This window comes from Mesorhizobium sp. C277A, from assembly GCF_040324395.1.
Lineage (GTDB): Bacteria > Pseudomonadota > Alphaproteobacteria > Rhizobiales > Rhizobiaceae > Mesorhizobium.
This window is the reverse complement of record NZ_JAMYVW010000004.1, coordinates 344,016-357,381: the sequence shown is the minus strand read 5'-3', so window position 1 is coordinate 357,381 and position 13,366 is coordinate 344,016. Positions and strand designations below refer to the sequence as shown.

Here is a 13,366-nt window from a genome sequence, read left to right as displayed (position 1 = left end):
GTCGATGGGCGCCATGCTGCCTACGGCCACGTTGCTCTACGAGCGCGTCCGACGAGTGATCCCGCCGATTGAATGGCCGGCTTTCGCCGAGGATATCGAGGCGATCCTTGCGCTGAAGCGCGAGCGCAACGCGATCATCCTGGCGCACAATTATCAGACGCCCGAGATCTTCCACTGCGTGGCCGACATCGTCGGCGACAGCTTGGCACTAGCCCGCACGGCTGCGACGGTCGAGGCGCAAGTCATCGTGCTGGCCGGCGTCCATTTCATGGCCGAAACGGCCAAGCTCCTCAATCCGGGCAAGACCGTGCTCATTCCGGATCTCAGCGCCGGTTGCTCGTTGGCGGACTCAATCACGGCAGAAGACGTGCGCTTGATGCGCCAGCGTTATCCCGGCGTTCCGATCATCACTTATGTAAATACGTCCGCCGAAGTGAAGGCCGAGTCGGATATCTGCTGTACATCCGGCAACGCCAAGGCGGTCGTCGAATCCCTTGGGGTTCTCCGGGTGATCATGTTGCCGGACGAATATCTGGCCCAGAATATCGCCGCCCAGACAGATGTGCAGATCATCGCCTGGAAAGGGCGTTGTGAGGTGCATGAGCGCTTTTCACCGGCCGACATCCGCGAGTTGCGCGAAAGCCATCCCGGCGTGGTCGTGCTCGCCCATCCCGAATGCCCGCCCGACGTCGTGGCTGAAGCCGATTTTTCCGGCTCGACGGCTGCCATGTCCGACTATGTCGAAAGGCAAAGGCCGCCACGTGTCGTGCTGATGACGGAATGCTCAATGAGCGACAACGTCGCGTTAGCCCACCCAGAGGTCGAGTTCATCCGGCCCTGCAATTTGTGCCCGCATATGAAGCGGATCACGCTTGCCAACATCCGCACGGCGCTCGAGCAGAACCACCATGTCGTAACCGTCGAACCCGGGATCGCCGGGCGCGCGCGGCTAGCGGTCGAACGGATGCTGGCAGTTTGAGCGCCGACCCCCGCAGCTTCTTCGGGCGGCCCATCATCATCGGCGGCGGCATCGCCGGACTGATGACCGCGCTTCAACTGTCGCCGGAGCCGGTGCTTCTTCTGTCAAGGTCGCTGCTGGGAGCTGACAACTCGAGCACCTGGGCCCAGGGGGGCCTGGCTGCAAGTTTCGGCGAAGACGACGATCCGGCAATGCACCTGGCCGATACGGTTGCCGCCGGGGATGGTCTCTGCGACAGAGACGTGGCGAGCCGCATCCTCCAAGCCGCGCCTAAGGCCGTAGAGGGGCTTGCGGGCTTTGGGGTTCGCTTTGACCGCACGCCGGAAGGATCACTGTGCCTCGGATTGGAGGCCGCACACAGCCGACGTCGCATCGTTCATGCGCATGGGGACGGCACCGGGCGTGAGATCATGCGTGCGCTGATCGCGGCTGTGCGTTCCACTCCGTCGATAGTTGTCGTGGAGGGCGTGGAAGCGCGCCGGCTCGCCGTGCGAGAGAATGCAATCCGAGGCGTCTGGGCGAGCTGTTCGATCGCACCTTTCTTCTTCGGCTCACGGCGGGTCGTCCTCGCCACCGGTGGCATCGGGGGACTGTTTCTCGACACCACGAACCCTTGGGGCAGTTGCGGACAAGGCCTTGCGCTTGCGGCCCGCGCTGGAGCTGTCCTAGCCGACCTCGAATTCATTCAGTTCCACCCGACCGCGCTTGACGGCCCAGAACGCCCTATGGCGCTGGTCAGCGAGGCTGTGCGAGGCGAAGGTGCTGCCCTGATCGATGAAACCGGCCAGGCTTTTCTCCAGAGCGTGCCCGGGGCGGAACTTGCGCCTCGCGATGTCTTGGCCCGCGCCGTGTGGAACCATCTTGCGGACGGCCACCATGTTTTTCTCGATGCCCGACAACGGCCAGGCCCGGCATTCGCTCGACATTTCCCGACAATCGCATCAGCCTGCCTTGGAGCGGGCATCAATCCCGCGCGCGATCTCATCCCCATTCGTCCGGCCCAACACTACCACATGGGTGGCGTTGCCGTGGACAGCTCGGGCAGGACCTCCGTCAAGGGGCTGTGGGCCTGCGGCGAAGTCGCTTCGACAGGACTGCATGGCGCCAACAGGCTCGCCAGCAATTCCTTGACGGAGGCAATCGTGTGCGCCCGCTGGGTCGCTGAAAGCGTCGCCGGAACGCCTGCGCGCAGAACAAGGCCTGCGTTTGCGAACGTTTACCCACCGCCCGCTCCGATAGCCGTGCGCGTTTTTCTGTCGCGCGCACTCGGCATCGTCCGGGATGGTCAAGCGTTGAAAGCAGCCGCGCGTGCCTTATTGCCGCTCGCCGAAAGCAAGGATGCGGCCTCGGATCCGGCGGCTGTCGGGCTAATGATTGCTGTTGCCGCCTTGTTGCGCGAAGAAAGCCGCGGCGCTCATTACCGGACAGATTTTCCTCATCATGCGACTGCCGCCCGACGGTCCGAAATCACGCTCGAAGCCGCCTTGGCGGCTGCGCGGGAACTCGGACACTCGCCAAGCTCCGAAGGTGCAAAGGGATGATGCTCTCACCGCTCCCCACGGTCCTGCTTGAGCCGCTTGTACGGGCATCTCTTCTTGAAGACCTTGGCAGAGCCGGCGACTTGACCACGGACGCCATCGTCCCGAAGGAATGCCAAGCGGGAACCGTGTTGGTGGCGCGACAGTCCGGAGTTGTCGCCGGCATCGATCTGGCGATGCTCGCTTTCGGCTTGATTGATCCTGGTGTCGAAATCTCCGTGGAGCGGGCAGACGGCTGCAATGTCGTGGATGGAGAGGTCATTGCATCAGTGGTTGGCCCGGCCCGGGCCATTCTCACAGCCGAAAGGACGGCACTCAATTTTTTGTGCCATCTGAGCGGCATCGCCACAGCAACGGCATCGATGGTCGCTGCGGTTCGTGGATATGGCGCGAAGATCATCTGCACCCGCAAGACGACGCCCGGATTGCGGGCAGTCGAAAAGTATGCCGTGCGCGCAGGTGGCGGGTCCAATCACCGCTTCGGCCTGGACGATGCAATTTTGATCAAGGACAACCACATCGCCATCGCAGGCGGCGTCCGGCCAGCGCTCGAGCGAGCACGAAGAGCGGCCGGTCATCTCGTCAAGATCGAAGTCGAGGTCGATACTCTGGCCCAGTTGGAGGAGGTACTTGGCTTCGCTCCCGATGCGGTTCTGCTCGACAACATGTCCCTCCCCGATCTTCGCCGCGCCGTCGCAATGGTCGGTGGCCGCGCTATCACCGAGGCTTCTGGCGGGATCACGTCGCATACAGCGCGAGCGTTTGCCGCGACCGGCGTTGATCTGATTTCGGTCGGCCGACTCATCCACAGCGCGCCGATCCTGGATATCGGCCTCGACCATCGGGGCTCATGATTGTCTGAGTAACGAACAGGATTGGGTCAACTGTCCTTTCCGATCACTAGTCAGATAGCAAAGACCCGCAAGTCATACCGGAGGAACAGCATGGAGATGCAAACGGCAAGTTCAACGCAGACATCGCCACAGGCTCAATCCCCTGACCCCCCTGACCTTGGGGCGTGGACCTTGGAGAAGGCTCAGGCGCTTTACCATGCCCCCTTCAACAATCTCCTCTTCCTGGCGCAAACGGTGCACCGCCAGAATTTCGATCCAAACAAGGTCCAGCTCAGCCGGCTGCTCAGCATCAAGACCGGAGGATGCCCGGAGGATTGTGGCTATTGCAGCCAGTCGGCGCGTCACGAAACCGGGTTGGAGGCGTCCAAGCTGATGGATGTCAGGCGCGTCATCGCCGAAGCGACCAAGGCGCGTCATGCCGGCGCCACCCGTTATTGCATGGGCGCGGCCTGGCGAAACCCCAAGGCGCGCGACATGGATGCGGTGGTGGCGATGGTCGAAGGCGTCAAGGCGCTGGGCCTGGAGACCTGCATGACACTCGGCATGCTCGATCTTGAGCAAGCCGCTCGACTGAAGCAGGCGGGCCTCGACTACTACAACCACAACATCGATACGTCAGAACGCTACTATAGCGAGATCATCGGTACGCGGAGCTTTGCCGAGCGGCTCGAGACGCTTGACCACGTTCGCAAATCCGGCATCAAGGTCTGCTGTGGAGGCATTGTCGGCATGGGCGAGGAGCCGGTGGACCGGATCGACATGCTGGTGACGCTGGCCAATCTGCCGGAACATCCGCAAAGCGTTCCGATCAACATGCTGATCCCGATCGCCGGTACGCCGCTTGCAGACGCCAAGCCCATTGAGCCGATCGAATTCGTGCGCGTGATCGCGCTGGCGCGCATCATGATGCCGAAATCGCATGTCCGTCTGTCCGCCGGCCGCACCGCGATGACTGACGAGATGCAGGCGCTGTGCTTTTTTGCCGGCGCCAACTCGATCTTCTTCGGCGACACGCTGCTGACGGCGGACAATCCCGGTGAGGACAAGGATACCCTGCTGTTCCGGCGCCTTGGCATCGATCCGATGGAACTCGAGGCGCAATGAACGGGGCGCCGCTTGCCCGTTATGATGCGACCTTGCAGGGGCTAGCGCGCAAGGACCGGCTGCGGACGCTTTCGCCCCGCGCCGGGCTGGACTTCTCGTCGAACGACTATCTCGGGCTGGCCGCGTCCAGAAGACTTGGCGATGCGGTTGTGGCGGCGATTGCGCGGGGCACGCCGGTTGGCGCCACCGGGTCGCGGCTGTTGCGCGGCAATGCACCGGAACACGAGCAGCTCGAGGCAGACGCGGCGGCATTCTTTGGAGCCGACCGCGCGCTGTTCTTCGGCAGCGGCTACATCGCCAACTTCGCTCTGCTGAGCGCCCTGCCGCAGAAGGGCGATCTTTTGGTTGTCGATGAGCTCGCCCATGCCAGCATGCATGAGGGTGCGCAGGCCGGGCGCGCACAGTTCGTGCTGGCCGCGCACAACGACGCCACCGCTGTCGAGGATGCGATTACACGTTGGCGCGTCGCAGGCGGCATGGGATGCGTCTGGATCGCGGTGGAAAGCCTTTACAGCATGGATGGCGACTGCGCGCCTTTGGAGAGCCTGGTCGCACTTGCCGATCGGCACGGCGCATTCATCGTCATTGATGAGGCGCATGCCACCGGCGTCTGGGGACCGGATGGCCGGGGGCTTGCCGCCGCTTTCGAGGGCCGCGACAACATCATAGCGCTCCACACCTGCGGCAAGGCGCTCGGCGCATCTGGTGGGCTCGTCACCGGGCCGAGGGCACTGTGCGAATATCTGATCAACCGTTGCCGTCCATTCATCTACGCAACCGCGCCATCGCCACTGATGGCGGTCGTGGCGCGCGAGGCACTCGCAATGCTCGCCGACGAGCCTATGCGGCGTGTTCAGCTGCATGAACGCGTCGCCAGCGCCGGCCGGTTGGTCAATCGCTGGGGTGTGACACCAAGTGGCTCTCAGATCCAGCCCTTAGTAATCGGCGATGTAAGGCGCACCATGGCAGTGGCGGCGCGCCTGCAGGCCCGCGGCTTCGACATACGCGGCGTTCGTCCTCCGACCGTGCCCGAGGGCACGTCGCGGCTGCGCATCTCACTGACGCTCAATATTGGCGAAGCCGACATTTCCGCCATGGTCGAGGCGCTGGTCGAGGTGTTCGCCGAAACATCACCGGAGGCGATATGACCCAACGCATCGTCATCACCGGAACGGATACCGGAGTTGGCAAGACCGTGTTTGCGGCTGGGCTCGCCGGTTTGCTGGACGGCTTTTACTGGAAACCGGTGCAATCGGGCCTCGACGGCGAGACCGACAGCGAGGTTGTCGCGCGGCTTGCCGGCTTGCCCTCAGAGCGCGTGCTGCCGGAAGCCTACCGCTTGCGGAGCCCGCTGTCGCCGCATCGTTCGGCCGAGATCGACGGCGTGGCGATCAAGGCTGCCGATCTTGCTTTTCCCGTCCTACCGACGCCGCTCGTCATCGAAGGCTCCGGCGGCCTAATGGTGCCGCTCAACCGGCGCACAAGGTTAATCGACATCTTCGCTGAATGGCGGCTGCCCGTTATTCTGTGCGCCCGCACCACACTCGGCACCATCAACCACACCTTGCTATCGGTCGAGGCGCTCCGCGCCCGCTCCATCCCGTTGGCGGGCATCGCTTTCATCGGCGATGAGATGGCCGATACGCAACGGACCATCGTGGAATTCAGCGGTGCCCCGCAGCTCGGCAGGCTGCCGCACCTCGATGTGCTGACGGGCAAAACACTGAGGGACGCAATGGTTGCCGGCTTCGCCTTCGCCTCGATTACTGGAGGTGACTGATGTCGCAGTCTCATGTGTGGCATCCCTTCACCCAGCACGCACTCGAGCCTGCGATCCCAGAAATCGTCCTGACTGAGGGCGCCTATCTCCACAGGGCCGACGGCGCCCGCATCCTGGACGCCATCTCCTCCTGGTGGGTCGTCACACATGGCCACCGCCATCCCCGCATCATGAAGGCAATCGAGACAACCGCGTCGAGCCTCGACCAGATTATCTTTGCGGGCTTCACGCACGAGCCGGCAGAGCGCTTGGCCAAGGCGCTTGTCGGCCTCGCTCCCGCTGGACTCGACTGGGTGTTCTATTCCGACAGTGGCTCGACCTCAGTCGAAGTCGCGCTGAAGATGGCGCTCGGTTATTTCCGCAACATCGGCGCGCCGCGCTCGCGCATCGTCGTCATGGAGCACAGCTATCATGGTGACACGATTGGAACGATGAGCGTCGGTGCGCGTGGCGTGTTCAACGCCGCCTATGAACCCTTGCTGTTCGAGGTCGACATCATCCCCTTTCCGGCCGCGGGGCACGAGCAGGAGACGCTGGATCGTTTCGAGGCTGTGACCCGCGATCGACGAGCCGCAGCCTTGATCGTCGAGCCGCTGGTGCTGGGCGCCGGCGGCATGCTGATGTATCCAGCATCGGTTCTGGCCGAATTGAAGAAGATCACTGAGGCCTCCGGCTCGCTGCTGATCGCCGACGAGGTGATGACCGGCTGGGGACGCACCGGAACCATGTTCGCCTGCGAGCAGGCATCGATTTCTCCAGATATCCTGTGCACCTCCAAAGGCTTGACCGGCGGCACCATCCCGCTGGCCGTAACGCTTGTCACCGATGCCATCTTCCGGGCGCACTATTCCGAGGACCGGAAGAAGACGTTTTTCCATTCGAGCTCCTACACCGCCAATCCGATTGCCTGTGCGGCAGCACTCGCCAATGTCGAGATCTGGCGCGACGAGCCAGTGGCCGGGCGGATCACGGCCTTGAGCGTGATGCAGGCCGTCGGGCTGCAACGCTTTCGGGACAATCCATATTTTGCCGACTGTCGAGCCACGGGAACGATCGCGGCGCTCGACCTGCGAACCGGTTCAGCAGGTTATCTCGCCGAGATTGGTCCGAAGCTGCGCGCTTTCTTCCTCGAGCGCGGCCTACTTGTGCGCCCGCTCGGCAATGTCCTCTACCTTCTGCCACCCTATTGCATCGCAGGCGACGAGCTCGAACGACTCTATGACGCCATCGAGGAGGCCGGGGAACGCTTCGGGTCAAGGCCATGAGCAAGTCGTCGCGCATTCTCGGACTTGGCCATCACGTGCCTGGGCGCAAGGTGGCCAATGCCGAGATCGAGAGCAATCTCGGCCTCGAGCCGGGCTGGATCGAAAGGCGTACCGGAATCCGTTCGCGCTTCTGGGCAACGGACGAAGACACGCTGTCGGGTCTTGCCACCCGGGCTGGCGACATGGCGCTGGTGAACGCCGGTATTGCGCGCCACGACATCGGTCTGCTGTTGCTTGCCACCTCGACGCCCGACCATCTTCTGCCGCCAAGCGCGCCGCTGGTCGCACACAAGCTTGGCCTTGGCCGCGCAGGCGCGGTCGATCTGACCGGCGCCTGCGCCGGCTTCATCTATGCGCTCATGTTTGCGGACGGGTTCACCCGCCTGCATGGCAAACCAGCGCTGGTCATCGCCGCCAACATCCTCAGCCGCCGCATCAATCCAGCCGAGCGCGCGAGCTCAGTCTTGTTCGCCGATGCCGCCGGCGCCCTGGTGATCGGTCAGTGCGATGATGCTGATCGGGGCATTCTCGGTGCCTCGGTGGCTTCGGACGGCTCGCGCTACGGGCTGATCCAGATTCCCGCAGGAGGAAGCAACACGCCGTTCCATGGCGACCTCGACCTCGGGCAGACCCGGATGACGATGACCGACGGGCCCGAAGTGTTCGCAAAAGCCGTCGAGATGATGACCGATTGCTCGACAGCCGCGCTAGCCACTGCGGGAGTGCGGCCACACAATGTCGGCCGGTTTGTGCCGCATCAGGCCAATACTCGGATTTTCGGCGCGGTCGGAAGAAACCTCGGCATTGCGGACCAAGCAATTGTCAAGACGATTGCCGAATACGGCAACTCTTCGGCCGCGACGGTCCCGCTGTCGCTCTCGCTCGCCAACCAGATGAAGCCATTCCAGCCAGGAGAGAAAATCCTTCTGGCGGCGGCGGGTGCGGGTCTCAGCGGCGGCGCTCTCGTGGTTGGAATCTAGCCGGCCGGCTCACGCGCGCAGGATTGGTCATGAACGGCAATAGGAGCAACAGAACCAATGCCAAAAAATGGCCTTCTGAAGCTCGACATAACCAAGCTGACGCAGCACGACCCGTGCGAGCCTCTGGATGAGTTCAAATGCAGCACCCGTTGCACCAATCGTACCATCTGAATAAAGCTCAATTACAAAGGGTGAGCCGCCCCATATATGTCGGATACCCGACATTGTTCACATAAAAGGCTCGATGCTTACACGCTCTTTGCTGCCTGCTCTTTGCTGTCTTCTCTTTTCTCTTTGCTCTTTGCTCTTCCGTCTTGACTAGCAGGAGCCTGCGGCTTATCTCATTGCCGCGTTAGCACTCGCTTCGGCTGAGTGCTAGGCATGCTCCGGCAACGGAGCACCGTTCAACATCCGCACCAAGGAAATCCAAAAATGGCAAAGTCGAATTTCCGGCCGCTGCATGACCGCGTGGTCGTACGCCGGGTCGAATCCGAATCCAAGACCGCCGGCGGGATCATCATCCCGGATACGGCGAAGGAAAAGCCGCAGGAAGGCGAGATCATCGCCGTCGGCTCCGGCGCTCGCGACGAAGCCGGCAAGCTGGTCCCGCTGGACGTCAAGGCCGGCGACCGCATCCTGTTCGGCAAGTGGTCGGGCACCGAAGTCAAGCTCAATGGCGAAGACCTTCTGATCATGAAGGAATCCGACATTATGGGCATCATCGGCTGATTATCGGCCTCACCGTCAACTGAATTTCGGGCTTGATCGCAAGCCCCTGCCAGGAGCTAAAAAATGGCTGCCAAAGACGTAAAATTCTCCCGCGACGCCCGCGAGCGCATGCTTCACGGCATCAACATCCTCGCCGACGCGGTGAAGGTGACCCTCGGTCCCAAGGGCCGCAACGTCGTCATCGACAAGTCGTTCGGCGCACCGCGCATCACCAAGGACGGCGTCACCGTCGCCAAGGAAATCGAACTTTCCGACAAGTTCGAAAACATGGGCGCGCAGATGATCCGCGAAGTTGCTTCGAAGACCAACGACATCGCCGGTGATGGCACCACGACCGCGACCGTCCTGGCGCAGTCGATCGTCCAGGAAGGTAACAAGGCCGTTGCCGCCGGCATGAACCCGATGGACCTGAAGCGCGGCATCGACCTGGCCGTGACCGAAGTGGTCGCGGCTCTCGGCAACGCTGCCAAGAAGATCAAGACCTCCGAGGAAGTTGCCCAGGTCGGCACGATCGCCGGCAATGGCGACGAGTCGGTCGGCAAGATGATCGCCGAAGCGATGCAGAAGGTCGGCAATGAAGGCGTCATCACGGTTGAAGAAGCCAAGACCGCCGAGACCGAGCTGGAAGTCGTCGAAGGCATGCAGTTCGACCGCGGCTATCTCTCGCCCTACTTCGTCACCAACGCCGACAAGATGGTTGCCGAGCTCGAGGACGTCTACATCCTCCTGCACGAGAAGAAGCTGTCCAACCTCCAGGCCATGCTGCCGGTTCTCGAAGCCGTCGTGCAGACCTCCAAGCCGCTGCTCATCATCTCGGAAGACGTCGAAGGCGAGGCTCTGGCCACGCTGGTCGTCAACAAGCTGCGCGGTGGCCTGAAGATCGCCGCCGTCAAGGCGCCGGGCTTCGGTGATCGCCGCAAGGCCATGCTGGAAGACATCGCCATCCTCACCGGTGGCCAGGTCATTTCGGAAGACCTCGGCATCAAGCTCGAGAATGTCGGCCTCAACATGCTCGGCCGCGCCAAGAAGGTGTCGATCTCCAAGGAGAACACCACCATTGTCGACGGCGCCGGCAAGAAGGACGAGATCCAGGGCCGCGTTGCCCAGATCAAGCAGCAGATCGAAGAGACCACGTCGGACTACGACAAGGAGAAGCTGCAGGAACGTCTGGCGAAGCTCGCGGGCGGCGTCGCGGTGATCCGCGTCGGCGGCGCGACGGAAGTCGAAGTCAAGGAAAAGAAGGACCGCGTCGATGACGCCCTCAACGCGACCCGCGCGGCCGTGGAAGAAGGCATCGTTGCAGGCGGCGGCGTCGCACTGCTGCGCGCTTCGGCCAACATCAAGGTCACCGGCGTCAATGCCGACCAGGCTGCCGGCATCAACATCGTTCGCCGTGCACTGCAGGCTCCGGCCCGTCAGATCGCTTCGAACGCAGGTGCGGAAGCTTCGATCGTTGCCGGCAAGATCCTCGACAACAAGGGCGCGACCTACGGCTACAACGCCCAGACCGGCGAATATGGCGACATGATCGCCATGGGTATCGTCGATCCGGTCAAGGTCGTTCGCACTGCCCTCCAGGACGCGGCCTCGGTCGCCGGCCTGCTCGTCACCACCGAAGCCATGATCGCGGAGGCTCCGAAGAAGGAGTCAGCTGGCGGCGGCATGCCTGGCGGCATGGGCGGCGGCGGTATGGGCGGCATGGGCGGGATGGGCGGTATGGATTTTTAATCCAGCCCCTATCAACTTACAGCGGACAGGGCGGCAGCAATGCCGCCCTTTCCTTGTGTGCCGAACATGATCGAAACCTTGGAGTGCGTCCCGAGGATCTCGTTCGAGCCTCACCGCATGGTCGAGAATTAGGATCTTGTCCGATCGAGCAATTCGCGGGCTCAACCTGGTCAAACCGGCGCCCCCTACGAACTGCCCGATCCTTGAGGATTCCGCTGCGCGACAATCACGATGATTCATTCAGTTGGTAGCTATAGGCGGTGAATCATGAGGGGCATTGAGGAGCGTGGCAAGGCGCCCATCTCGCCATTTAACTCCATCGAGCGTGATATCAGGGACAATTCTCTCATCGGAACCGGCGGCTGGCGTTGAAGGACCCGGTGAATCATCCTGATCTATAGTGGAGCAGACGCGCTCTGAGCCTCAAGAGCGTTTCCTCCTCTGAGTATCCTTGATCTGCCGCTGGACATTCTCGTTGATATTGCTGAGCGGCTCAGCCCGATAGATCTGCTGAGGATTTCGCACACAAATCAAGAGCTGCGTGTCGCCGCGATGATAGTCGCAACGCCTCAGCGTCTCATCCTCCTCGCCGAAGGGCTTGAGCCCAGGTCTCAGACCATTGCCCTGGAGGGCCTCGGAGCAGGCGTGGGTGGCGGACATAGCAGCCTGTCCCATACCTATGAATACGTTTGGCTGAAGCAGACCGATGGCTGCGCGTCGAAGCCGAAGCCGTCGAGTTCGCGGACAGACGGGAACTGCGCGATCTTGCTCGACATGAGCGTGTCGAGCTGGTCGCGGATCGCCGTCAACTTCAGCCGATCCAGGATTGCGATCAGCAGGTCATGATCTAGGGTCGTCATCACCAGCTCCCTCCGGCCGCCGCTTCGTACTCGGCGAGTGGCCGCAGCAAGGTGGCCGGGGGTGATCTTGATCCGCTCGGCGCGCACCGGCCCTTCGAAGCCGGCAACGCCGACAAAAGGCTCTGTCGCAAACCTGGAAATGGGGTTGTGAACGGCCATTTCGGCCTGTCCGTCAGGCAGCGAGAGATCGAAACAGCGATCGACAGCCTTGTAGGCATACCTCGCCTGTCGCTTGCCCATCATGTGGATCATCTCGATGCCGGAGAGGATAACCACGCGGTTCGCATGCGACTTGAAGCTGAGGCGTTTTTCTTGCCATGCTCGTTTACAAAAAGGTTTGCGACAGAGCCGTTCGAACCGCATGCCGACACCATCGTCAAGGGCGGCCGCGATGTCCATTATGGCCACAAGATCACCCTGACGACGGGCAGGCAGTCTGTTCTTTCAATTTAGACCAACTATGCGGATGCCGCCTCAGTCAATTCAAGAATGTAACCAATGCCGCGCATGGTCGTGATACGTGGCGTTGCACCTGACCTTCTCAGGTGTCCACGTAAGCGATAGATTCCGACTTCAAGCGCGTTGGCAGATACCTCGTCGTTGAACGAATAGAGGTGATCTTCCAACTGCGCACGAGGCACGATGCGGCCTGCACGGATAAGCAGATGCTCCAAAATACATAGTTCGCGGCGTGCGATCTTCAGAGGATGACCCGAGACGGAAACCTGTCGGCCGATCGGATCGAAATTGAGATTGCCAAATACAACGATGGGGTCGGTCACCTGTGTCGACCGGCGCAGAATGGCTCTCATTCTGGCGATGAGCTCATCGAAAGAGACGGGCTTGAGCAGAAAGTCGTCCGCGCCACCGTTGAAAATTGCAATCCGCTTCTCGAGATCGTTGATGCTACTCATAATGAGGGTTGGAACTGAATGCCCGTTGCTCCTTAGCTGTCTCAGCCAGCCCAAGCCATCGCCATCTGGCAGAGCCAACTCCAGCAGGAGAATTTCATAGGTTGCGCAACAAAATGCCCTCGATGCCTGTTCCAGGTTGCCAACTACATCAACGGCAAAACCGCTATCCCCGAGCGCAACTCGCACAGCGCGCGTAAGATCCACATGATGATCAATGAGCAGCGTTCGCATTTCACGTCCTATCAAGGTCGGACAGGTCACCGTCCGCTGTAAGACCGGGGCGACAGCGGAAGTCGCGCAACTCTTCGTAGTGTTCGTAACGCTCTTTCCGATGGGTGATCGCGGGAGCATGCAAGCCGCACGCCTGCAATAGTCGGGGATGGAACACGTGAAGACCTGTTGACGGGCTGAAACCGTCGGTCGGCGGGCCCACAATGCCACCGACTCTGCCTGCGATTTCTCTGCGCATCGATCCTCCTATGGGTTGCGTCGCAAACTCCAGCTGAGGTCGCAAGGGCAGGTTGCGGCTTTGTTCATTGAGAGGACCCCCTGGAGGCAATACCAGGAGATTCCCTATATGGCACTTCCCGATTTACCACCGGTCATTCCGAACCACGTTCGGCGGCTTTGAAGAC

The 13,366-nt window shown here is 61.7% G+C and carries 12 protein-coding genes and 1 pseudogene; 10 read left to right on the top strand and 3 right to left on the bottom strand.

What is annotated here, in order from left to right:
* Positions 1-4: 4 nt before the first annotated feature.
* From nadA to groL, 10 genes are all read left to right on the top strand, one after another.
* A complete protein-coding gene (nadA, locus tag NKK52_RS31280) occupies positions 5-979 on the top strand; it encodes a quinolinate synthase NadA (protein ID WP_023685568.1) in 975 nt (324 codons plus the stop codon).
* Positions 976-2,520, top strand: a complete 1,545-nt coding sequence (locus NKK52_RS31275; RefSeq protein ID WP_031204400.1) for an L-aspartate oxidase — start codon at positions 976-978, stop codon at positions 2,518-2,520. The genes nadA and NKK52_RS31275 overlap by 4 nt, the downstream gene beginning before the upstream one ends.
* A complete protein-coding gene (nadC, locus tag NKK52_RS31270; RefSeq protein WP_023685571.1) occupies positions 2,517-3,371 on the top strand; it encodes a carboxylating nicotinate-nucleotide diphosphorylase in 855 nt (284 codons plus the stop codon). Before NKK52_RS31275 ends, nadC begins: the two co-directional genes overlap by 4 nt.
* Positions 3,372-3,461: 90 nt before the next feature.
* Positions 3,462-4,475: a biotin synthase BioB gene (gene bioB / locus NKK52_RS31265; RefSeq protein WP_031196184.1), complete on the top strand. Its 1,014-nt coding sequence runs from the start codon at positions 3,462-3,464 to the stop codon at positions 4,473-4,475.
* Complete coding sequence (locus NKK52_RS31260) at positions 4,472-5,623, top strand: 8-amino-7-oxononanoate synthase (protein ID WP_023685573.1); 1,152 nt, start codon at positions 4,472-4,474, stop codon at positions 5,621-5,623. The genes bioB and NKK52_RS31260 overlap by 4 nt, the downstream gene beginning before the upstream one ends.
* Positions 5,620-6,255 (top strand): dethiobiotin synthase, encoded by a 636-nt coding sequence (bioD, locus tag NKK52_RS31255; RefSeq protein WP_023673640.1) that lies wholly within the window; start codon positions 5,620-5,622, stop codon positions 6,253-6,255. Before NKK52_RS31260 ends, bioD begins: the two co-directional genes overlap by 4 nt.
* Complete coding sequence (locus NKK52_RS31250; RefSeq protein ID WP_023673641.1) at positions 6,255-7,520, top strand: adenosylmethionine--8-amino-7-oxononanoate transaminase; 1,266 nt, start codon at positions 6,255-6,257, stop codon at positions 7,518-7,520. The genes bioD and NKK52_RS31250 overlap by 1 nt, the downstream gene beginning before the upstream one ends.
* Positions 7,517-8,500, top strand: coding sequence for a 3-oxopimeloyl-[acyl-carrier-protein] synthase BioZ (gene bioZ, locus NKK52_RS31245; RefSeq protein ID WP_023685574.1), 984 nt, complete (start codon positions 7,517-7,519; stop codon positions 8,498-8,500). Before NKK52_RS31250 ends, bioZ begins: the two co-directional genes overlap by 4 nt.
* Before the next feature lie 432 nt (positions 8,501-8,932).
* Entirely contained in the window at positions 8,933-9,229 is a 297-nt protein-coding gene (groES, locus tag NKK52_RS31240) for a co-chaperone GroES (RefSeq protein ID WP_019863563.1), read from the top strand.
* 63 nt (positions 9,230-9,292) lie between these two features.
* Entirely contained in the window at positions 9,293-10,957 is a 1,665-nt protein-coding gene (groL, locus tag NKK52_RS31235; RefSeq protein WP_286460910.1) for a chaperonin GroEL, read from the top strand.
* Positions 10,958-11,380: 423 nt separating this feature from the next.
* Here groL and NKK52_RS32335 read toward each other — a convergent pair whose 3' ends face one another.
* The 3 genes and pseudogenes from NKK52_RS32335 to NKK52_RS31220 all read right to left on the bottom strand — a co-directional run bounded on the left by NKK52_RS32335 (position 11,381) and on the right by NKK52_RS31220 (position 12,962).
* Positions 11,381-11,617: a hypothetical protein gene (locus tag NKK52_RS32335; RefSeq protein ID WP_245263144.1), complete on the bottom strand. Its 237-nt coding sequence runs from the start codon at positions 11,615-11,617 to the stop codon at positions 11,381-11,383.
* 410 nt (positions 11,618-12,027) lie between these two features.
* Positions 12,028-12,120, bottom strand: a pseudogene (locus NKK52_RS31225) (IS6 family transposase); the annotation flags it as partial.
* 155 nt (positions 12,121-12,275) lie between these two features.
* Positions 12,276-12,962: a response regulator gene (locus NKK52_RS31220; protein ID WP_023673698.1), complete on the bottom strand. Its 687-nt coding sequence runs from the start codon at positions 12,960-12,962 to the stop codon at positions 12,276-12,278.
* Between the last annotated feature and the right edge of the window lie 404 nt (positions 12,963-13,366).

Coding starts and splice junctions, on each gene's coding strand:
- nadA (WP_023685568.1), top strand. CDS start 5: ATGGGCGCCATGCTGCCTACGGCCACGTTGCTCTACGAGCGCGTCCGA.
- nadC (WP_023685571.1), top strand. CDS start 2,517: ATGATGCTCTCACCGCTCCCCACGGTCCTGCTTGAGCCGCTTGTACGG.
- bioB (WP_031196184.1), top strand. CDS start 3,462: ATGGAGATGCAAACGGCAAGTTCAACGCAGACATCGCCACAGGCTCAA.
- NKK52_RS31260 (WP_023685573.1), top strand. CDS start 4,472: ATGAACGGGGCGCCGCTTGCCCGTTATGATGCGACCTTGCAGGGGCTA.
- bioD (WP_023673640.1), top strand. CDS start 5,620: ATGACCCAACGCATCGTCATCACCGGAACGGATACCGGAGTTGGCAAG.
- NKK52_RS31250 (WP_023673641.1), top strand. CDS start 6,255: ATGTCGCAGTCTCATGTGTGGCATCCCTTCACCCAGCACGCACTCGAG.
- bioZ (WP_023685574.1), top strand. CDS start 7,517: ATGAGCAAGTCGTCGCGCATTCTCGGACTTGGCCATCACGTGCCTGGG.
- groES (WP_019863563.1), top strand. CDS start 8,933: ATGGCAAAGTCGAATTTCCGGCCGCTGCATGACCGCGTGGTCGTACGC.
- groL (WP_286460910.1), top strand. CDS start 9,293: ATGGCTGCCAAAGACGTAAAATTCTCCCGCGACGCCCGCGAGCGCATG.
- NKK52_RS32335 (WP_245263144.1), bottom strand. CDS start 11,617: ATGTCCGCCACCCACGCCTGCTCCGAGGCCCTCCAGGGCAATGGTCTG.
- NKK52_RS31220 (WP_023673698.1), bottom strand. CDS start 12,962: ATGCGAACGCTGCTCATTGATCATCATGTGGATCTTACGCGCGCTGTG.